The organism is Streptomyces rectiviolaceus (genome assembly GCF_039533825.1).
Classification (GTDB): Bacteria; Actinomycetota; Actinomycetes; order Streptomycetales; family Streptomycetaceae; genus Streptomyces; species Streptomyces rectiviolaceus.
The window spans coordinates 1-21,310 of the sequence record NZ_BAAAUG010000030.1 but is presented as its reverse complement, the minus strand read 5'-3'; the positions used below and the strand labels follow the sequence as shown (position 1 = coordinate 21,310).

Here is a 21,310-nt window from a genome sequence, read left to right as displayed (position 1 = left end):
GGAAAGGGAGGGGACGGGACGTCGTAGATCATGATCATTCTAGGTGTCCGCCCCTCCCCCGGCCCAGCCCGGCGGAGCCAGTGACTCGGCCAGTGACTCGCCCTGGGAATCGGCCGGTTGCCCGGCCCGCCGCTCAGTCCCGCGAAGCCTTCGCCCGCCCGTGCAGCGTCCGCGCCACCCGCGGCCCCAGCCACCGCTTCATCTTCCGCAGCGGCTCCAACTGCTCGGCCGCGCGGTCGATCCGGTAGTACAGCTGCGGCGGGATGTGCGGAAGCAGCGGCGAGTGGCGCTGGCCGAGGAGCGCGAACATCTGGGCCGGGTCGAGGCCGATGTAGCGCGGCAGGTTCTCGTACCACTGGGCGCTGTAGCGGGCCGCGCTCTGGACGGAGAGAAGGGCGGACCTCCGCTCACGCTCGTAGCTCGTGAGGGCGGAGCCCAGCTCCGGGCTCCCCCGCAGGGCGCCCGCCAGGGACATCGCGTCCTCCAGGGCGAGCGTGGTGCCCGCGCCGATGGAGTAGTGCGTGGTGTGCGCGGCGTCCCCGAGCAGGACCACGTTGCCCCGGTGCCACGTCCGGTTGGTCAGCGTACGGAAGTTGAGCCACTGCGCGCTGCCGTCGGACTGCGCGCGGCCGATCAGGCGGTGCCCGTCGAGCGGCCCCGCGAACAGCCGCTCCAGGAGGGCACGGCCGTCGGCCTCGCTCGCCTCGTGCAGGCCGAGGCCCGTCCAGGTCTCCGGGGAGCACTCGACGACACAGGTGCTCCGCTCGTCGCTGAAGCGGTAGCCGTAGCACCAGATCCAGCCGTGCGCGGTCTCCACGAAGGCGAAGGTGAAGGAGTCGAAGACCTTGGTGGTGCCGAGCCAGATGTACTTGTTCCGGCCGAGCGCGATCTGCGCGCCGAAGTGGCCGGTATGCCGCTCGCGCAGCGCGCTCCTGACGCCGTCGCCCGCGACGACCAGATCGGCACCGGGCAGCTGGGCCGCGTCCGTGATCTCGCTCTCGAACTCGACGCGTACGCCGAGGGATTGGGCCCGCGTGGCGAGGATGTCGAGCAGCCGGTGGCGCCCGATGCCGTGGCCCTCGTCGCCGTGGTGGACCGTGGTGCGGTCGCCGACGTGCGCGACGCCGTCGCTCCAGCGGACCGAGTGCTCGCTGATGGCGCGCGCGGACTCTGGGTCGCCGGCGCGGAGCTTCTCGAGCAGGCCTCCCCAGTAGGTGACCCCCCAGCCGTACGTCGACCCGGCCGGGTTCCGCTCGTGGACGGTGATGTCGTGGGACGGGTCCTGCCGCTTGAGCAGGATCGACAGATACAGGGCGGCGGGACCGCCGCCGACGCAGGCGACTTTCACACGTGCTCCCATTGCGTCACAAAGTGGTCATTTTGTGACGCAACGTAGCAGGAATGTGGCCTAAGGCCGTGGATCTCAGGCCACGGACCCGATACGTCCCGCAGGGCGCCGGGAGCCGTCGTGGTGGATCGGCGTGTGCGCGCCCGTCAGCGAGACGCCGCTGCCGCCACGGCGGTTCGCGACGATCTCCGCGGCGATCGAAAGGGCCGTCTCCTCCGGGGTGCGCGCCCCCAGGTCGAGGCCGATGGGCGAGCGAAGGCGGGTCAACTCCAGCTCGGTGACGCCGACTTCACGCAGCCGCGCGTTGCGGTCCTCATGCGTGCGGCGCGATCCCATCGCGCCCACGTAGGCGACCGGCAGGCGCAGGGCCAGTTCGAGCAGGGGCACGTCGAACTTGGCGTCGTGGGTGAGCACACACAGGACGGTGCGGCCGTCGACCTCCGTCCGCTTCAGATACTTGTCCGGCCACTCGACGACGATCTCGTCCGCGTCGGGGAAGCGCGCTGCCGTGGCGAACACGGGCCGCGCGTCACACACGGTCACGCGGTAACCGAGGAACTTGCCGATCTTGACGAGCGCCGACGCGAAGTCGATCGCGCCGAACACGATCATGCGGGGCGGCGGCACGCTCGACTCGACGAGGAGCGTGAGCGGCTGCCCGCAGCGCGAGCCGTCCTCGCCGATCTCCACCGTGCCGGTGCGCCCCGCGTCCAGCATCGCGCGGGCCTCGCCCGCCGCGGTGCGGTCAAGCTCGGGATGGCCGCCGAGCCCGCCCTCATGAGCGGCGTCGGCGTCGGAACGTACGAGAAGTGCCCGGCCCACGAGTTCCGCGGGTCCGGAAGTGATGCGGGCGACGGCCGCGGCCTCGCCCGATGCGGCCGCGGCGAGCGCGGACGCCAGAACCGGCCGTGCGGAGGAGTCCGCGCGGACCGGGGTGACGAGGATGTCGATGATGCCGCCGCAGGTCAGGCCCACGGCGAAGGCGTCCTCGTCGCTGTATCCGAAGCGCTCCAGGATGCTGTCGCCGTCTTCGAGCGCCTGCTGACACAGTTCATAGACGGCGCCTTCCACACACCCGCCGGAGACGGAGCCGATCGCCGTGCCGTCGGAGTCGACGGCCAGGGCCGCACCGGGCTGCCGGGGCGCGCTGCCGCCGACCGCCACCACGGTGGCGACGGCGAAGTCGCGTCCCTGCTCGACCCACCGGTTCAGCTCTTCGGCGATGTCCAGCATGTCCGTCTCCTAACGGGTGTGTGGTTTCCAGGATGAGCGGCTAGTTGACGCCCATCCAGTTCTCGATCGGGTGGAGCGCGAAGAAGGCGAGGAACACGAGCGCGAGCACCCACATGAGCCAGCCGATCTCACGGACCTTGCCCTGGGCGGCCTTGATCAGGACGTGGGCGATGACACCGGCCGCGATACCCACCGTGATGGAGTACGTGAACGGCATCAGGACCGTGGTCAGGAACACCGGAATGGCGGTGGCCTGGTCGGTCCAGTCGATGTGCCGGGCGTTGCTCAGCATCATCGCGCCGATGACGACGAGCGCCGCGGCGGCGACCTGGGTCGGGATGAGCTGGGCCAGCGGGGTGAAGAAGAGGCACAGCGTGAAGGCGAGACCGGTGACGACGCTCGCGAAGCCGGTCCGCGCGCCGTCGCCGACGCCCGCGGTGGACTCGACGAATACGGTCTGGCCGGAAGCGCCGGCGAAGCCGCCGACGACACCGCCCGCACCGTCGATCGCCAGGGCCTTGTTCAGACCCGGCATCTTGCCGTCCTTGTCGGCGAGGTTGGCCTGCTGGCCGATGCCGATGATGGTGCCCATGGCGTCGAAGAAGCCGGCGAGGACCAGGGTGAAGACGATGACGCCCACGGTGATGGCGCCGATGTCGCCGATCCCGCTGAAGGACACCTCACCGAAGAGGCCGAAGTCGGGCGACGAGACGATGGAACCGTTGAGTTCCGGGGCGTTCAGGCCCCAGTCCTGCTGGCGCATGCCCGCGACCTGGTTGACGATCGCGGCGAAGACGGCGCCGCCGACGATGCCGATGAGGATCGCGCCCGGGACCTTGCGGACCTGGAGCAGGAAGATCAGCAGGACGGTGACCGCGAAGCAGAGGACGGGCCAGCCCATGAGCTTGTCGTCGACGCCCAGCTGGATCGGCTTCGAGTACATGTCGCCGTGCTTGGACGGCATGGAGGTGACGAAGCCCGCCTGGACCAGACCGATCAGCGTGACGAACATGCCGATGCCCATGGTGATGGCGTGCTTCAGCGCCAGCGGAATCGCGTCCATGATCAGGGTCCGCAGGCCCGTGAGGACCAGCAGGATGATGATGGCGCCGTAGATGATGCACATCGCCATCGCGTTGCCCCAGGTCATCTCCGGGGCGACCTGGAAGGCCATGACGGCGGAGACACTGAGTCCCGCCGCGAGGGCCAGCGGCACATTGCCGAGGATCCCCATGACGATGGTGGTGGCGGCCGCCGCGAAGACGGTGGCGGTGGTCAGTTGATCACCGTCGAGCCGGTGTCCCGTGGCGTCGGGCACCGAGAGGATCACGGGGTTCAGAAGGATGATGTAGGCCATCGCCATGAAGGTGGTGATGCCGCCACGCACCTCCCGGCCGACGGTCGATCCTCTGTGGGTTATGTGGAAATACCGGTCGAGCCAGGACCTGCCGGCCGGGACGCGTGAGCCGTTGCCCGCGTCCTCTGCCGACGTCTTCGGCTCCGTTGACTGCTGGGTCATGGTGCCTAACTCCCAAGGTTCAAAGGGGCACCCGCAACAGGCTGTTAGTAAAGGGGTCGGGCCTGTGGAGACTGCGGGATTTGGGATGGTGCGTTTGGCTGCACGACCCGGGGGACGGCCCGAGACGAACTGGGGCTCCGAAGAGCGTGGGTACTGCGCAAGACCGCGAGCGGTGCGGTACTGGGGTTCTCCGGACGGCGCGAGCGAAAGGAAGTGTGACGTTCCGAGGGAGGCGCGCGCCGCCCGGAGAGATCGTGGGATCAGGTGCCGGTGAGGTGCTCTGGACGTACCGGCGTCCTGTTCAGCTCCAGACCCGTCGCGTTCCGGATCGCCGCGAGGACGGCCGGGGTCGACGAGAGGGTCGGGGCCTCGCCCATGCCACGGAGGCCGTAGGGCGCGTTCGGGTCGGCCAGTTCGAGCACGTCGACCGGGATGGTCGGCGTGTCGAGGATGGTCGGGATGAGGTAGTCCGTGAAGGAGGGGTTGCGCACCTTCGCGGTCTTCGGGTCGACGATGATCTCTTCCATCACCGCGACGCCCAGGCCCTGGGTGGTACCACCCTGGATCTGACCGACCACGGAGAGCGGGTTCAGCGCCTTGCCGACGTCCTGGGCGGTGGCGAGCTCGATGACCTTGACCAGGCCGAGCTCGGTGTCCACCTCGACGACCGCGCGGTGCGCGGCGAACGAGTACTGCACGTGGCCGTTGCCCTGACCGGTCTTCTTGTCGAAGGCCACGGTCGGACGGTGCCGCCACTCGGCCTCGGTCTCGACACTCTCGCCCTCGAGCAGCTCGGCCAGGTCCGCGAGGACCTCGCCGCCGTCGGTGACGACCTTGCCGCCTTCGAGGAGCAGCTCGGCGGTCGCCCACGCGGGGTGGTACGAGCCGAACTTGCGGCGTCCGATCTCGAGGACCTGCTCTCGGACGAGCTCGCAGGAGTTCTTGACCGCGCCACCGGTGACGTACGTCTGACGGGACGCGGACGTCGAACCGGCGGAACCCACCTGGGTGTCGGCGGGATGGATGGTCACCTGCTGGACGCCGAGCTCGGTGCGGGCGATCTGCGCGTGGACGGTGATGCCGCCCTGGCCGACCTCCGCCATCGCGGTGTGGACGGTCGCGACCGCCTCACCGTTGATGACCTCCATGCGCACCTTGGCGGTGGAGTAGTCGTCGAAGCCCTCGGAGAAGCCGACGTTCTTGATGCCGACCGCGTAGCCGATGCCGCGGACGACGCCTTCGCCGTGCGTGGTGTTGGAGAGTCCGCCGGGCAGCGCGCGGACGTCCGCGCCCTCGCTGGACTCCCACTGGCGCTCGGGCGGCAGCGGACGGGCCTTGACGCGGCGCAGGATCTCGGCGACGGGGGCCGGCGAGTCGACCGGCTGTCCCGTCGGCAGGAGCGTGCCCTGCGACATGGCGTTGAGCTGGCGGAACTCGACCCGGTCCATGCCCACCTTGTCGGCGAGCTTGTCCATCTGGGCCTCGTAGGCGAAGCAGGCCTGGACGGCGCCGAAGCCGCGCATCGCGCCGCACGGAGGGTTGTTGGAGTAGAGGGCGATCGCCTCGATGTCGACGTCCTCGACCACGTACGGACCGACCGACAGGGACGAGGCGTTGCCCACGACCGCCGGGGAGGCGGACGCGTAGGCGCCGCCGTCCAGGACGATCTTGCACTTCATGTGCGTGAGCTTGCCGTCCTTGGTGGCGCCGTGCTCGTAGTAGAGCTTCGCCGGGTGGCGGTGCACGTGGCCGAAGAAGGACTCGAAGCGGTTGTAGACGATCTTGACCGGCTTACCGGTGCGCAGCGCCAGGAGGCAGGCGTGGATCTGCATCGAGATGTCCTCGCGGCCACCGAACGCGCCGCCGACGCCGGAGAGCGTCATGCGCACCTTCTCCTCGGGCAGGCCGAGGACCGGGGCGATCTGTTCGAGGTCCGAGTGCAGCCACTGGGTGGCGACGTACAGCTCGACACCGCCGTCCTCGGACGGCACGGCGAGGCCGGACTCCGGGCCGAGGAAGGCCTGGTCCTGCATGCCGAAGGTGTACTCGCCCTTGACGATGAAGTCGGCCTTCTTGGCGGCCTCTTCGGCGTTGCCCCGGATGATCGGCTGGTTGTGCACGATGTTGGGGTGCGGGACGTGCTTGATGTACTCGTCGGTGCGGCCCTCGTGGACGAGGACGGCGTCCGGAGCGGTCGCCGATGCCTCGTCGGTGATGACGGGCAGTTCCCTGTACTCGACCACGATCTTCGCGGCGGCACGGCGGGCGGTCTCCGGGTGGTCGGCGGCCACGAGGGCGACCGGCTCACCGTGGTGACGGACCTTGCCGTGGGCGAGAACCGGGGTGTCCTGGATCTCCAGGCCGTAGTTCTTCATCTCGGCCGGCAGGTCGTCGTAGGTCAGGACGGCGTAGACGCCGGGCACCTTGAGCGCTTCGACGGTGTCGATCGACACGATCTCGGCGTGCGCCACGGTGCTGCGGAGCGTCTGGCCCCAGAGCATGTCCTCGTGCCACATGTCCGAGGAGTAGGCGAACTCGCCCGTGACCTTCAGGGTGCCGTCCGGGCGGAGCGTGGACTCGCCGATGCCGCCCTTGTTGTGCTTCTGGGTGACGTCGGTGGGCGCGCCCGTGGTGGTCTTGGTTCCAGCCATGATCAGACCGTCTCTTCCTGACGGGCGGCCGCCAGGCGGACCGCGTCCAGGATCTTCTCGTAACCGGTGCAGCGGCAGAGGTTGCCGGAGAGCGCCTCACGGATGTCGGCGTCCGACGGCGATGCGTTGCGCTCGAGCAGTTCGTCGGCCGCGACGAGGAGGCCGGGGGTGCAGAAGCCGCACTGGACGGCGCCGGCGTCGATGAACGCCTGCTGGATCGTGGAGAGTTCGCCGCCCTCGCCGGTCTGCCCGTCCGTTCCCTTGGCCTGCCACTGGCGGGCCTCCTGGAGGCTGGTGCCGCCGCAGACGGAGCCGCAGGCGCCGCCCGGGTGGGAGTCCTCGCGGTGCTTGGCGTAGTCCGCCAGGCCCTCGACGGTGACGACCTCGCGGCCCTGGACCTGTCCGGCCGCGACCAGACACGAACACACCGGTACGCCGTCGAGGCGGACGGTGCACGAACCGCACTCGCCCTGCTCACAGGCGTTCTTGGAGCCCGGAAGCCCCATGCGCTCACGCAGGACGTAGAGAAGGGACTCGCCCTCCCAGACGTCGTCGGCTTCCTGCTGACGGCCGTTGACCGTGAAGTTCACGCGCATTATGCGACTCCCTCAGTGCTGCGGCCGTTGCCGCGGTACGACTCCCAGGTCCAGCCGAGCGTGCGGCGGGCCATGATGCCGACGGCGTGCCGGCGGTAGTTCGCCGTGCCGCGGACGTCGTCGATCGGGTTGGCGGCACCGGAGGCGAGCTCCGCGAACTGCTTGGCGATCGAGGGGGTGATGATCTTCTTGCTGTCCCAGAAGCCGCCCTCGTCGAGCGCGGCGTTCAAGAACTCCTCGGCCGCCTTCGCCCGGATGGGGGTCGGGGCGGCGGAGCCGATGCCGGTCCGTACGGTCCGGGTCTCGGGGTGCAGGGCGATACCGAAGGCGCACACGGCGATGACCATCGCGTTGCGGGTGCCGACCTTCGAGTACTGCTGCGGTCCGTCCGCCTTCTTGATGTGGACGGACTTGATCAGCTCGTCGGCGGCGAGCGCGTTGCGCTTGACACCGGTGTAGAAGTCGTCGATCGGGATGAGGCGCGATCCGCGTACGGACTCCACCTCGACCTCACAGTCGGCGGCGAGCAGCGCCGGGTGGGCGTCACCGGCCGGGGACGCCGTCCCGAGGTTGCCGCCTACGCCGCCGCGGTTGCGGATCTGCGGGGAGGCCACCGTGTGCGAGGCCAGCGCGAGACCGGGGAGCTCCGTGCGCAGCTCCTCCATGATCTGGGTGTACGGAACCGAGGCGCCCAGCTGGACCGTCTCCTCGCCCACCGACCACTCGCTCAGCTCGGCGACGCGGTTGAGGTCAAGCAGGTACTCGGGACGACGGTGGTCGAAGTTGATCTCGACCATCACATCGGTGCCACCCGCAATCGGCACAGCGGTGGGGTGCTCGGCCTTGGCGGCGAGCGCCTCCTCCCAGCTGGCGGGGCGAAGGAAGTCCATGAGGCTCTCTTCTTCTTCATATCGAGGGTCGTTCGTTCGAGAGGATCCAGCCAAGTCGGACCGGAGGCCTCTCGACTGCTCGTTCATGTGCTGTTAACGCGGAGTGGGGCAAGTACACCGCCCGGTCGTCCGATGGGGTCAGTCACCGAAACCATGAAGGAGTTGGCTGGCCAAGCCGCGCGTCTTGTAGATTCGTATGAAGAACGGGCCTCAGTAACCTCGCGGATTCCCCCTGGAAACCGGAGACACCCCAAGGCACGCGGGCCCGGGTCGACTGATCCGGGCTGCCTGTACATCCCATTCGAGACAAGATCGGCGGCGACCACCATGCGGCTGCGCGCACTCCTTGACACCGACGCGCTGGGCCTGCGGCTGCTCGGCGGTGAGGAAGAGCTCGACCGCACCGTACGTGGCGTGATGACCACGGACCTGCGCGACCCGAGCCGGTACCTCGCGGGCGGCGAGCTGGTCCTGACCGGCCTCGCCTGGCGTCGCGACGCCTCGGACACCGAACCCTTCGTACGCATCCTCGCGAGCGCCGGAGTGGCGGCGCTCGCCGCGGGCGAGGCCGAGCTCGGCGATGTGCCCGACGACATCGTCGAGGCCTGCGCGCGGCACCGCCTGCCGCTGTTCGCCGTCAACGAGTCGGTCGCCTTCGCGACGATCACCGAGCACGTCGTCCGTCAGGTGTCCGGCGAGCGGGCCGGTGATCTGGCCGCCGTCGTCGACCGGCACCGCCGCCTGATGACCTCGGGCCCGACCGGCGGAGGCCCCGACGTCGTCCTCGACCTGCTCGGCTCCGACCTGGACCTGCGGGCCTGGGTCCTGTCCCCGGCCGGCCGCGCCATCGCGGGGTCGAGCGCGACGGGGCCCGCCCTGTCCACGGCGGTGTGCGCCCGCCTGGCGGCCGAGCACCTGGCCGCGGCGCGCACGGGTCGGCGTCGGCCGCACAGGGTCCAGCTGGACGGCACGACGTACTCCCTGTTCCCCGTTCGGAGCAGTGGGCGCGGTCCGGCTTCCGCGTCGGCCACGGCCGCGGCGAGCGCGGCGTCCCTGCGCGACGCGCGCGAGACGGTCCTTTCCGACTGGTTCCTGGCGGTCGAGGCCGACGCGGGCGACTGGCCCGAGGAGCGGCTCGACCTGCTGCAGGGCGTCACCCAGCTGATCGCGGTGGAGCGTGACCGGCGCGATGCCGCCCGCACGGTGCGGCGCAGGCTGGCCCAGGAGGTTCTCGAACTGGTCCAGACGGGCGCGGCCCCCGCGGAGATCGCGGCGCGCCTGCGGGTCGCCGCCCCCGTGCTCCTTCCCGGCCTGGGCGCGGCGCCGCACTGGCAGGTCGTGGTGGCCCGCGTCGAGTGGGACGGGGGCGAGATCGAGGGCGGCCCGGTGGCCCAGTCCCTCCTGGAGGAGATCCTCGTCGACCCGCTGGCGGCCGGCCCCGAGCCGTCCGACCGGATCGCGGTGGCCCATACGGGTGACGAGGCGATCGCGCTCGTGCCGCTGCCCGCGGTCTCCGCGGAGCACGACGGCTCGGAGACGGGCCTCCTTGCCGACACCCTCCTCGAGTCCGTCCGCGACCCCCTCTCGGCGGGCCTCGACGGCGACGGACGCCTCACGCTCGGCGTCAGCGCTTCCGTGCACTCGGCGGAGGGTCTTCGCGGCGCCCTGGAGGAAGCACGGCACGCCCGCCGGGTCGCGGCGGCGCGTCCGGGGCGGGTCTGCGCCGCGGGCCACCAGGAGCTGGCCTCGCACGTCCTGCTGCTGCCCTTCGTCCCGGACGACGTGCGCAAGGCCTTCACGGCCCGCCTCCTCGACCCGCTGCGGGACTACGACCGGCGCCACCGTGCGGAGCTCATCCCGACCCTGGAGGCGTTCTTGGACTGCGACGGTTCCTGGACGCGCTGCGCGGCGCGGCTGCACCTGCACGTCAACACGTTGCGCTACCGGGTGGGCCGTATCGAGCAGTTGACGAGTCGTGACCTTTCGCGCCTCGAGGACAAGCTCGATTTCTTCCTGGCACTGCGGATGAGCTGACGCGAGCGGCCTCGGTCAAACCCCTTTCATGGTCCGCCCTTTGTGAATTCTTTCACCCAGCCCCTTGGCCGGGTGCGCACATCCATGCTGAGATGCGCCCACGACTCAACAGCTCAATGGCGTGCTCGGGGAGGGCAACGTGGCGCATACCGCCATGTCTGGTTCCGGAACGACTGCAGGGGACGATCCACTCCAGACCGCGGTATGGCGGCTGCGCTCGCGCGGCTGCTGGACCGACGCGGCCGCGCTGCTGGCCTCGCGAGAGGGGCCATCGGCGGCGCTCCAGAGAACCTCACTCCTGGTGGAGCGGTGCCTGTTCACCGGCGAGGGATGGGCCGAGGCGGAGGACGGACTGCGCACGGCGGAGGCGCTCGCCGTGGCGGACGACGACCGTGGGGCCGCGGCGTGCGAGCGCGGGCAGCTGGCGTACGCCTCCACGGTGCTCGGCGTGCGGGACCGGGCGGACGAGGCGCGTACGGCGCTGGGGCGGGCGGCGGCGCTGCTCGCCCCGAATGCTTCGGGGCGCCCTCTCCTCGACTTCCGCCGTGGCCTGATCGCCGAGCACATCGCGGACTCGCCCCAGGCGGCGCGGGCCGCCTACCGGCGGGCGCATGCGGGGGCGACGGCGCACTCGGATCCCTTGCTGCTGTCCTTCACCTGGCGTCATCTGGCCGGACTCGCCCTGCGGGAAGGGGAGTTGGCGGAGGCGCGGCATGGGTTCGCGGAGTCGCTGCGGATTCGGGAGGAGCTGGGGTATCTGGTGGGGACGGCTCCTGCGCTTGCGGCTCTCGCCGATGCCGAGCCGGAGCCTGAGGCGGGGCGGCTTCGGGCTGAGGCGGCGCGGCTGTTCCGGTTGATGGGCGGGGTGCCGTCGTGGCTGGCGCAGCAGTTGTCGCCTCCGGCGCCGGCGGCGTGAGGTAGGAGCGGTTACACCCGCTCGGCGCGGGGGCCTTGGTTGCCGTCATCACCGGCTTCGCCGAGTTCGTCCTCAAACGCCGGACGGGCTGAAGATTCACTCCCGGCCCGGGGGAGATCTTTCAGCCCCTCCGGCGTTTGAGGAGCGGGGTCTGGGGCGGAGCCCCAGTTTCGGGAAGGGGTGGGGTTGGGGAAAGCCCCGCAGGGACCGCCCGAACCTCAGCCCCCCGCCCCCGCAAAGTGCTCCCGCACCAGGGACTGGACGACCCCCAGGTCCTGCGCCACCAACGCCTCCAGCAAAGCCATGTGCTCCGCCGCGTCAGCGACGAGGTCCGCGCGGCGGGCATGGACAGGGCCGCTCACGAGGGGCCACTGCGACCGGCGGTGCAGATCGTCCGCCACCTGGACCAGCTGCTGATTCCCGGAGAGGCCGAGCACCGCCCCGTGAAAGGCCCGATCCGCCTCCGCGTACCGGGCGAGATCGCCCCCCGCCGCCGCCACCGCACTCGCCTCCGCGAGCGGCCGCAGCTCGCACCACCGCGCCGCGGGCACCGTACGGGCAAGCCGAAGCATCACCGGCACCTCGATCAGCGCCCGCACCTCCGCCAGCTCCCCCAGCTCGCGCGCGCTCCGCTCGGTGACACGGAAGCCGCGGTTCGGTACGACCTCCACCGCTCCCTCGATCGCCAGCTGCTGCATCGCCTCGCGCACGGGAGTCGCCGAGACCCCGAAGCGCTCGCCGAGCACGGGCGCCGAGTAAACCTCGCCCGGCGCGAGATCGCCGCCGACGAGCGCGGCCCGCAGGGCGGCCAGGATCTGCCCGCGGACCGAGTTCCGCTGCACCGTCTTGCGGGGCGCGGGCACCGCCGCCTCACCGTGCGTGTGCTCACCGCGAGCCGGACGCGACGCCGGGGCCGGGGCAGAGGCCGGAGCCGGAGCCGGGGCCGAGGAGGCCCGCACCTGCTCCGGCACACGGACGGCGAGGCGGTACGCGTCATGCGCTCTGGCCTGCTCCACGAGGTCCACCCCAAAGTCCGCTCGGTCCGAAAGGTACGAGAGGCACCATAGGCGGACAGCCCCCCAGTTGAAACCTCGATCATTCCGGGTAAGGTTAGGCTTACCTGCAATCGATCGCGATTCGGTGGTCCCTCCATGTCCGTTCCCGCCTTGGCGAAGCGCGCCCCGAGCGCCCTCGCGGACGCCTACGCACGCCTCACCGAGGTGTTCCCCGGACTGCGTGTGACAGAGCTCGACGACCTCGGCGCGTACGAGCAGGCCCCACAGGGCGGCGGTTGGGTCACCGCCTCCCGGCTCGCGGAGGGCGGGGCCGACCTCGACGCTTTCATGGCGTGGGACGAGGCGCAGGTGCTGAAGGACTACGGGCAGGCGGGGCGCCCTGACGTCATCGCCAGCTTCGCGCTGCACCGCTATGCCTGGCCGGCCACCCTGCTGATCACCCTGCCGTGGTTCCTGCACCGCCGCGTGCCCCGTTACCCCGTACAGAACGTCGCCTTCCAGCGCACCCTCGGCCGCCTCGCCGTCCGCAGCGCGGGCTTCGCCTGTCTGCCGGGCGATCCGGCCGCCTCGCTGCCCGGCGCCCGCGTCGTGCCGGACGAGGAGGCTCTGCGCGCGGAGGTGCGGGCCTCCGTCGCCGAGCATCTGGGACCGCTCCTTGACGCCTTCGGGCCCCGGATGCGGCGCCGCTCGCGCGCCCTGTGGAGCGTCGCCACGGACGAGATCGTCGAGGGGCTCTGGTACATCGCCCATCTCCTCGGTGAGGAGCAGCGCGCCACTGACGAGCTGGAGCGACTGCTTCCGGGAGCCACCAAGCCGTACGTGGGGACGGCGGGGTTCCGTGAGCTGACGGGGCCGAACGGCGAGTCCCTGCCGACGCGTGACCGCGCGAGCTGCTGCATGTTCTACACGCTGCGCCCCGAGGACACCTGTGTGACCTGCCCGCGCACCTGCGACGCGGACCGCGTCGCGCGGCTGAGCGCCGCCGCGGCGGCCTGACCGGAGCCCCGCTCCGGACCGAAACCGCGACCCCTCCCCCTTGAACCACCCTTTCGTGTTCGTTTAATCGAACTCAACTCCCCTCCCCGTGGCCTGAGTTCGAGCAAAACGGCGCGCGCCGCACCCCTTTGCACCCCCCTTGGCGTTCTCTTGCGCCGAAACCCCTCTGGGGGCCATCGGGATTGGGCCACTATGGCGCCCGAACGCCCTACCGCGACGCAAGGGACCCCAGATGAGACTGACCGACATATCGCTGGACTGGCTGCTTCCGGGCTGTGTCCTGCTCCTGGGCATGGCGGTGGCGGTGGCGGTACTCGCACGCGGCAAGCGCGCCGGGCAGAAGGCGGCCGCCAATGCCTCGAGTGACGACACGTGGGAACGCAGCGAGGAGCGCCGCAGGCGCAAGGAAGCCGTCTACGGAACGGCCTCGTACGTTCTGCTGTTCTGCTGTGCGGCGGTCGCCGCCGCGCTCTCCTTCCACGGCCTGGTCGGCTTCGGCCGGCAGAACCTCAACCTCACCGGCGGCTGGGAGTACCTGGTCCCGTTCGGGCTCGACGGCGCGGCGATGTTCTGCTCCGTGCTCGCCGTGCGCGAGGCGAGCCACGGTGACGCGGCCCTCGGCTCGCGGCTCCTGGTGTGGACGTTCGCCGGCGCCGCCGCGTGGTTCAACTGGGTGCACGCGCCCAGGGGCCTGGGCCACGCGGGCGCCCCGCAGTTCTTCGCCGGGATGTCGCTTTCGGCCGCGGTGCTCTTCGACCGCGCCCTGAAGCAGACGCGCCGTGCGGCGCTGCGCGAACAGGGCCTGGTGCCGAGGCCGTTGCCGCAGATCCGGATCGTGCGGTGGCTGCGCGCGCCCCGGGAGACCTTCGGCGCCTGGTCGCTGATGCTCCTCGAAGGCGTGCGCACCCTGGACGAGGCGGTCGAGGAGGTCCGCGAGGACCGGCGCGAGAAGGAGCGCACCCGGATCACCAGGCGGGACCGGGAGAAGCTGGAGCGTGCGCAGCTCAAGGCGATCAGCCGCGGGCATCGCGCCCTCCCCGGCCGGGGCGGAGGGCGCCAGGTCGATCTGCCCGCGGTCGCGCCTGCCGCCGGGTCCGCGCAGGTCGGCACGGACCCTGCCATAGCGCCGCAGCCCCAGGAACAGCTGCCTCTGCGCTCCCGGCCCTCCCTCCAGGCCGTCAAGAACGGCACTGAACCCGTCACCGTCGACCTCACCGCCGAGGACGACACCCAGACGCTGCCGCGGCTCGACTCCCTTGAGCAGAAGCTCAAGGATCTGGAGCAGCAGTTCGGCTGATGTCAGCAGCGCAGGACGGGAGTTGGGCGGTGGTCCGGTTCATGCCGGGCCGCCGTCCAGTTCGAACCACACCACCTTCCCGACCCCGTGCGCCCGCACGCCCCACGCGTCGGCGAGGGACTGCACGAGCATCAGACCTCGGCCGTGCGTGCTGCCGTCGGCGTCCGGCACGCAGAGCTTCGGGCGACGCCCCACGAAGTCCCTGACCTCGACGCGCAGCCTGCCCGGCCGCACGGTCGCCGTCAGGATGGCGTCACGATCGGTGTGCACCAGTGCGTTCGTGACCAGCTCGCTGGTCAGCAGCTCGGCTATCTCGGATCTTCCGGGCCTCCCCCAGGACCGGAGCAGTTCACGCAGCGCGCCCCTGACTTCAGGGACCGCCCGTAGGTCGGATCGCCCCAATCTGCGCCGGAGTTGAGCCCGATGGAGCTCTACCGGCTTGCTGTCGGTCGGCTCGTCCCTTGCTTTCGGCGAAGAAGTCCCGAGATGGATGGGACTGCCCCCTCTTAACTGCCTTGTCATGACCCCCGCCCACAAAACGAGTCAGATCCTTCCTGCTCGAACACCCTCACGGAATGCATGCCCCACCCGGTTGGCGGCACTCATGTCCATTCGTCAACCATTGGGGTGGGTGCGCCCGAGCCCGGCGGGGAAGTGAAGCGGTGGACCGTTTCTGCTTGATCCCGACCGGGCCCGAACACGCCACGCCGGGCCCGCCCGAGCATTCCGAGGAGCCGCCGTGCACGACGACCGACTGCTGGTGGAGGGACGCCTGGAGCGCGCCCTGCGGCAGTTCATCCGCCCCGCCCAGTACGCGGACCGTGTGCCGCTCGCCCTCTCCGTCTGGCACGCGCCGGGCGAACCGGTCCCCGTCGCCGAGGCTCTCGAAGCCTCGTACGCGCCCTTCGAGACGGGCACCGAGTGGGGAAAACCCTGGTCAACCAGTTGGTTCCGGTTGCGCGGTCAGGTGCCGGACGCCTGGCGCGGGCGCCACGTCGAGGTGGTCGTCGACCCCGGCTTCACCGGCGATGGACCCGGCTTCCAGGCGGAGGGCCTGGTGTACGACGCGTCGGGCGTCCCCCTCAAGGGCATTCACCCCCGCAACCGGCACATCCCCGTGGCGGCCTCCGCGCGGGGCGGCGAGCCGGTGCACCTCCTCCTGGAGGCGGCGGCCAACCCGGCCGTCCTGCATGACTTCGAACCGACACCGCTGGGCGACGTACTGACCGCGGGAGATCGTCCCATCTACCGATTCGCCTCTGCCGATCTCGCCGTACTGGACGAGGACGTTTGGCAGTTGACCCTGGACATCGAGGTCCTTTCGGAGCTGATGTACGAACTGGACGCCGCCCGCCCGCGCCGTCACGAGATTCTGCGCGCCCTGGAGAGGGCCCTGGACGCGCTCGATCTGCACGACGTGCCGGGCACGGCGGCAGCCGCCCGCGCCGAGCTCGCCGAGGTCCTTGCGAGCCCCGCCCACGCCAGCGCCCACCGGGTCTCGGCCACCGGGCACGCCCATATCGACTCGGCGTGGCTGTGGCCGCTGCGCGAGACGGTGCGCAAGGCGTCCCGCACCTTTGCCAATGTGACGGCGCTCGCCCGGGACTACCCCGAGCTGGTCTTCGCCTGCTCGCAGGCCCAGCAGTACGCGTGGGTCAAGGAGCACCAGCCGCACATCTGGGAGCGCATCAAGAAGGCCGTCGCGGACGGCAATTGGGCGCCGGTGGGTTCCATGTGGGTCGAGTCGGACGCGAACATGCCGGGCGGCGAGGCGCTGGCCCGGCAGATCACGCACGGGATGCGGTTCTTCCGCGAGGAGCTGGGCGTGGAGACGGAGGAGATCTGGCTGCCGGACTCCTTCGGCTACACGGCGGCGTTCCCGCAACTGGCGAAGCTCGCGGGCGTGCGCTGGTTCCTCACCCAGAAGCTGAGCTGGAACCAGTCCAACAAGATGCCGCACCACACCTTCTGGTGGGAGGGCATCGACGGCACCCGTGTCTTCACGCACTTCCCCCCGGTGGACACCTACAACTCCCAGTTCCACGGCGCCGAACTCGCCCACGCGGAGCGGAACTTCGCCGAGAAGGGCCGCGCGTCGCGTTCCCTGGTGCCGTTCGGCTGGGGTGACGGCGGGGGCGGTCCGACCCGCGAAATGCTGGAGAAGGCACGGCGGTTGCGGTCCCTGGAGGGTTCACCGCGGGTCGAGATCGAGAAGCCGTCGAAGTTCTTCGTCGCCGCCGAGGAGGAGTACGGGGCGCAGGCGCCGGTCTGGTCCGGCGAGCTCTATCTGGAGCTGCACCGTGCCACGTACACGACGCAGGCGGCCACCAAGCGCGGCAACCGGCGTACCGAACACGCCTTGCGCGAGGCGGAGTTGTGGTGCACCGCGGCCGCGCTGCGCGACCCTTCGTACGCCTATCCCTACGACGCCCTGGACCGTCTGTGGAAGACGGTGCTCCTGCACCAGTTCCACGACATCCTGCCGGGCTCGTCGATCGCGTGGGTGCACCGGGAGGCCCGCGACACGTACGCGCGCGTGCTCGCCGAGCTCGATGAGATCACCGCGGAGGCGGTACGTTCCCTCGGCGAGGGAGAGCCCGCCGCGCTCAACGCGTCGCCGTACGCGCGCAGCGAGGTCGTCACGACCGACCAGGGCGCTCTGGTGCACGTCAATGTCCCTGCCCTGGGGACGCGGGGCCTGACGGAGGCCGCCGGGTACACCCGGGAGACCGGGGCCACCGCTCTCCTGGCGGACGGTGAGATCCAGCTCCTGAACGAGCACCTGCGCGTCTCCATCGACGCGGACGGCCTGCTGACCTCCGTGCACGACGTCGACGCGCACCGCGAGGTCCTGTCCCCCGGTTCGCGCGGCAACCTCCTCCAGCTGCATCCCGACCACCCCACGCACTACGACGCGTGGGACCTCGACAAGCACTACCGCCACACGCACACCGACCTCACGGACGCCGAGTCCGTGGAGCTGGTCGAGGACGGGCCGCTGCGGGTCTCCGTCCGTGTGGTGCGGGTCTTCGGGGAGTCGCGGATCACCCAGGAGATCCGGCTCGCGGCGGGCAGCCGGCGTATCGACGTCGTCACGGACGTCGACTGGCGGGAGTCGGAGAAGGTGCTCAAGGCCGCCTTCCCGCTGGACGTGCACGCCGAACGGTCCGCCGCCGAGATCCAGTTCGGGCACGTACACCGTTCCACGCACGCCAACACCGGCTGGGACGCGGCCCGTTTCGAGATCTGCGCGCACCGGTGGCTGCGGGTCGCCGAGGAGGCGTACGGCGTGGCGGTGCTCAACGACTCGACGTACGGCCATGACGTGACGCGCGCCCCGCACGGCGACGGTCTCGGCACCACCGTGCGGCTCACGCTCCTTCGCGCCCCGCACAGCCCGGACCCGGAGACGGATCTGGGCGTGCACCGTTTCACGTACGCCCTGCTGCCCGGCGCGACGACGGGCGACGCGGTCGCGGAGGGGCTCGCGCTGAACCTGCCGCTGCGGGTCGCGTCCGCGCCCGTGCTGCCCTCCCTGGTGAGCGTCGACAATCCGGCGGTGACGGTGGAGTCGGTGAAGCTCGCGGACGACGGGAGCGGCGATGTCGTGGTGCGGCTCTACGAGTCGCGGGGCGGGCGCGCGGCGGCCGCGCTCACCACGTCGTTCGCGGTGAGCGCGGCCGAGGTGACCGATCTTCTGGAGCGCCCGCTCGAACCGGCCCACACGGACGACGCGGGGCTCCTGCTCGCGCTGCGTCCGTTCCAGATCCTGACGCTGCGACTGCGGCCTGCCTGATCTGTCTGGTCTGCCTGACCCAACGTCAGGGGCGTGGCACGTTCCGCAGGTTGGAGCGTGCCATCTGGACCATGCGGCCGACCCCGCCATCCAGGACGATCTTGCTGGCGGAGAGCGCGAAGCCCGTCACCATCTCGGAGCTGATCTTGGGCGGGATGGAGAGGGCGTTCGGGTCGGTGACGATGTCGACGAGGGCGGGGCCCTTGTGCGAGAAGGCGTCCTTCAGGGCGCCCGCGAGCTGCTTGGGCTTCTCGACACGCACTCCGTAGGCACCGGCGGCGCGGGCCACGGCGGCGAAGTCGGGGTTGTGGTTGTCCGTGCCGAAGGAAGGGAGGCCGGCCACCAGCATCTCCAACTCGACCATGCCGAGGGAGGAGTTGTTGAAGAGGACGACCTTCACCGGCAGGTCGTACTGGACGAGGGTGAGGAAGTCGCCCATCAGCATGGAGAACCCGCCGTCGCCCGACATGGAGACGACCTGGCGCTTGCGGTCGGTGAACTGGGCGCCGATCGCCTGCGGCAGGGCGTTGGCCATCGAGCCGTGGCTGAAGGAGCCGATGATGCGGCGCTTGCCGTTCGGGGAGAGGTAGCGGGCCGCCCAGACGTTGCACATGCCCGTGTCGACGGTGAACACCGCGTCGTCGGCGGCGAGTTCGTCGACGACGGACGCCACGTACTCGGGGTGGATCGGGATGTGCTTCTCGACCTTGCGCGTGTAGGCCTTGATGACGCCTTCAAGCGCGTCCGCGTGCTTCTTCAGCATCTTGTCGAGGAACTTGCGGTTGCTCTTCGGCGTGACGCGCGGGGTGAGACAGCGCAGGGTCTCGCGTACGTCGCCCCAGACGGCGAGGTCCAGCTTGGAGCGGCGGCCGAGGCGTTCGGGGCGCACGTCGACCTGGGCGATCTTGACGTCGTCGGGCAGGAAGGCGTTGTACGGGAAGTCCGTGCCGAGGAGGATCAGGAGGTCGCACTCGTGGGTGGCCTCGTAGGCGGCGCCGTAGCCGAGGAGCCCGCTCATGCCGACGTCGTACGGGTTGTCGTACTGGATCCACTCCTTGCCGCGCAGGGCGTGACCCACCGGAGACTTGATCTTCTCGGCGAACTCCATGACCTCGGCGTGCGCGCCTGCCGTGCCGCTGCCGCAGAAGAGGGTGACCTTGTCGGCCTCGTCGATCATCGCGGCGAGCTTGTCGATCTCCGTGTCGCCGGGGCGCACGGTGGGGCGCGAGGTGACCAGGGCGCTCTCGGGTGACTTGTCCGGGGCGGGCTGGTCGGCGATGTCTCCGGGCAGCGTGACGACGCTGACGCCGGACTGCCCGATCGCGTGCTGGATGGCGCTCTGGAGCAGCCTCGGCATCTGCTTCGGATTGGAGATCATCTCGCTGTAGTGACTGCACTCCTGGAAGAGCCGATCGGGGTGGGTCTCCTGGAAGAACCCGAGGCCGATCTCGCTCGACGGGATGTGCGACGCGAGGGCGAGGACGGGCGCCATGGAGCGGTGGGCGTCGTAGAGGCCGTTGATCAGGTGGAGGTTGCCGGGGCCGCAGGATCCGGCGCAGACGGCGAGGCTCCCGGTGATCTGGGCCTCGGCGCCGGCCGCGAAGGCCGCGGTCTCCTCGTGCCTGACCTGCACCCAGTCGATGCCCTTGGTGCGTCTGATCGCGTCCACGACCGGGTTGAGGCTGTCGCCCACGACTCCGTACATGCGGCGCACACCGGCGCGGACGAGGATGTCGACGAACTGTTCGGCGACGTTCTGCTTGGCCATGGCTTCACGAACCCTTCAGTCCCCTTGATTCTCTTGGGGTCCATGAATTCACGGTTAGGGCACTCACGCCTCCCAAACAGCGGCCGCCGTTCGGTCGTCCGCGTACCCCTTGACCCTGACCTGGATGTCCGCGAGGAAGGTCGCGAGGCCCGGCGGACCGCTCTTGGCCCACCGCTGCGTGAGGTGCGCGGCGAACTCGGGCTCGCCCCGCAGGGGCTCGGCGAGGCCGCCGCTGCAGAGCACCAGGGCATCACCCGGGCGGGCTACGGAGGCGCGGAAACGGAAGGGTTCGCGGTGCGGGGGCTCGGGGGCGGGCTCGTACGGACTCGGGGGCGTGATGATCCCCATGTCCATGGTGAGCCGATCGCCGTCGGGGGTCTCCGGGGGTACGGAGCCGAATCCGACGACGGGAGGCCCGGCGTCACCGGCGGGGTCGCTGACGCGGGGCTCTATGTCCTGCCAGGCGCCGTCCCTGAGCCGGAAGAGTCCGCCGCCGCCGACGCCGAAGAAGACGCGGGTTCGGCACTCGGGGTCGGCGGGCAGCAGGAGGCAGCGCAGGGACGCCGCGTACTCCTCGGGCTCGACGCCCAGGTCGGCCGCGTGCGCGCGGAGCTTGCCGAGGCTGCGGTCGGTGAGGCGGTGCAGACCGCTCTTGAGGTCGCCGCGCCGGGCGGCCCGGATGTCCTCGGAAAGCCGCTGATGGCTGCGCCCCACGGCACGGCCGATCCAGGCGCAGGCCTCGGCGGCGGCGCGGTGGGCGCCCGGTGTGGCCCGCGCGCCGGTTGCCATGGCCACCAGGATCAGAGCGCTCTCCCCGGTCCCGAACCGCGCGGTGAGCAGCGAGTCGCGGCGCGGCTCGCCCCGATAGCGCGCGGAGTCCCCACGCACGGAGACGGCCCGCAGGGTCGATGTGCCGTAGCGGGCGCCGTCGAGCACGGTGTCGGCGACCAGATCGCCCAGGTCGTCGGGGTCGGCGGCGGGCAGGACGGTGGGCTCGGCGTCGTAGGTGGGCGGCCCGTCGCCGACGTACGGGACGGCGTCCACGGCTGCTGCCGTCACAGACGGCTCCCGCTCCACCGGGGTGGGTACCTGCGGATCCACCGGGGCGGACGCCTGCGGACCCGGAACCGTGGATTCCTCGGGCGCGCGGGGCGCGGGGACGGCGGTCGTGCGGCTCGGGTCACCGGGAGGCTTCGACGGCCCCGCCGGAAAAGTGACCGGCCCCGTGGGCGCGGCGGGTGGCTCCCAGG

Annotated in this window: 15 protein-coding genes; 5 read left to right on the top strand and 10 right to left on the bottom strand. The window is 70.7% G+C overall.

Going from position 1 to position 21,310, the window contains the following annotated elements:
- Positions 1-133 precede the first annotated feature (133 nt).
- The 6 genes from ABD378_RS10220 to ABD378_RS10195 form a co-directional block, all read right to left on the bottom strand.
- The gene (locus ABD378_RS10220) at positions 134-1,360 is read right to left on the bottom strand and encodes an FAD-dependent monooxygenase (RefSeq protein WP_344520255.1); all 1,227 of its coding nucleotides are present in this window, start codon (positions 1,358-1,360) and stop codon (positions 134-136) included.
- Positions 1,361-1,423: 63 nt separating this feature from the next.
- Positions 1,424-2,581 (bottom strand): XdhC family protein, encoded by a 1,158-nt coding sequence (locus ABD378_RS10215; RefSeq protein ID WP_344520254.1) that lies wholly within the window; start codon positions 2,579-2,581, stop codon positions 1,424-1,426.
- A gap of 40 nt (positions 2,582-2,621) precedes the next feature.
- Positions 2,622-4,100, bottom strand: a complete 1,479-nt coding sequence (locus tag ABD378_RS10210; RefSeq protein ID WP_344520253.1) for an NCS2 family permease — start codon at positions 4,098-4,100, stop codon at positions 2,622-2,624.
- Positions 4,101-4,360: 260 nt separating this feature from the next.
- Entirely contained in the window at positions 4,361-6,751 is a 2,391-nt protein-coding gene (pucD, locus tag ABD378_RS10205; RefSeq protein ID WP_344520252.1) for a xanthine dehydrogenase subunit D, read from the bottom strand.
- 2 nt (positions 6,752-6,753) lie between these two features.
- Positions 6,754-7,347 (bottom strand): (2Fe-2S)-binding protein, encoded by a 594-nt coding sequence (locus ABD378_RS10200; protein WP_344520251.1) that lies wholly within the window; start codon positions 7,345-7,347, stop codon positions 6,754-6,756.
- Complete coding sequence (locus ABD378_RS10195) at positions 7,347-8,237, bottom strand: FAD binding domain-containing protein (protein ID WP_344520250.1); 891 nt, start codon at positions 8,235-8,237, stop codon at positions 7,347-7,349. The genes ABD378_RS10200 and ABD378_RS10195 overlap by 1 nt, the downstream gene beginning before the upstream one ends.
- 327 nt (positions 8,238-8,564) lie before the next feature.
- Here ABD378_RS10195 and ABD378_RS10190 point away from each other — a divergent pair, with 327 nt between their 5' ends.
- Together ABD378_RS10190 and ABD378_RS10185 are read left to right on the top strand one after the other, a co-directional pair.
- Positions 8,565-10,271 (top strand): PucR family transcriptional regulator, encoded by a 1,707-nt coding sequence (locus ABD378_RS10190; protein WP_344520249.1) that lies wholly within the window; start codon positions 8,565-8,567, stop codon positions 10,269-10,271.
- 139 nt (positions 10,272-10,410) lie between these two features.
- Positions 10,411-11,187, top strand: coding sequence for a hypothetical protein (locus tag ABD378_RS10185; RefSeq protein WP_344520248.1), 777 nt, complete (start codon positions 10,411-10,413; stop codon positions 11,185-11,187).
- Between the two features lie 218 nt (positions 11,188-11,405).
- On the opposite strand, the gene ABD378_RS10180 is transcribed toward ABD378_RS10185, so the two are convergent.
- Entirely contained in the window at positions 11,406-12,146 is a 741-nt protein-coding gene (locus ABD378_RS10180) for a GntR family transcriptional regulator (protein WP_344520307.1), read from the bottom strand.
- A gap of 192 nt (positions 12,147-12,338) precedes the next feature.
- Here ABD378_RS10180 and ABD378_RS10175 point away from each other — a divergent pair, with 192 nt between their 5' ends.
- Positions 12,339-13,199: a (2Fe-2S)-binding protein gene (locus ABD378_RS10175; RefSeq protein ID WP_344520247.1), complete on the top strand. Its 861-nt coding sequence runs from the start codon at positions 12,339-12,341 to the stop codon at positions 13,197-13,199.
- Positions 13,200-13,431: 232 nt separating this feature from the next.
- Complete coding sequence (locus tag ABD378_RS10170; protein WP_344520246.1) at positions 13,432-14,496, top strand: DUF2637 domain-containing protein; 1,065 nt, start codon at positions 13,432-13,434, stop codon at positions 14,494-14,496.
- Between the two features lie 39 nt (positions 14,497-14,535).
- Here the strand turns inward: ABD378_RS10170 and ABD378_RS10165 are convergent, their stop codons facing one another.
- Complete coding sequence (locus ABD378_RS10165) at positions 14,536-15,018, bottom strand: ATP-binding protein (RefSeq protein ID WP_344520245.1); 483 nt, start codon at positions 15,016-15,018, stop codon at positions 14,536-14,538.
- A gap of 217 nt (positions 15,019-15,235) precedes the next feature.
- Between ABD378_RS10165 and ABD378_RS10160 the strand changes: the two genes are divergently transcribed.
- The gene (locus ABD378_RS10160; RefSeq protein WP_344520244.1) at positions 15,236-18,292 is read left to right on the top strand and encodes an alpha-mannosidase; all 3,057 of its coding nucleotides are present in this window, start codon (positions 15,236-15,238) and stop codon (positions 18,290-18,292) included.
- Between the two features lie 25 nt (positions 18,293-18,317).
- Here ABD378_RS10160 and ABD378_RS10155 read toward each other — a convergent pair whose 3' ends face one another.
- On the bottom strand, positions 18,318-20,060 hold the full coding sequence (locus tag ABD378_RS10155) for a pyruvate dehydrogenase (protein WP_344520243.1): 1,743 nt from the start codon (positions 20,058-20,060) through the stop codon (positions 18,318-18,320).
- Positions 20,061-20,123: 63 nt separating this feature from the next.
- On the bottom strand, positions 20,124-21,137 hold the full coding sequence (locus ABD378_RS10150) for a protein phosphatase 2C domain-containing protein (RefSeq protein WP_344520305.1): 1,014 nt from the start codon (positions 21,135-21,137) through the stop codon (positions 20,124-20,126).
- Between the last annotated feature and the right edge of the window lie 173 nt (positions 21,138-21,310).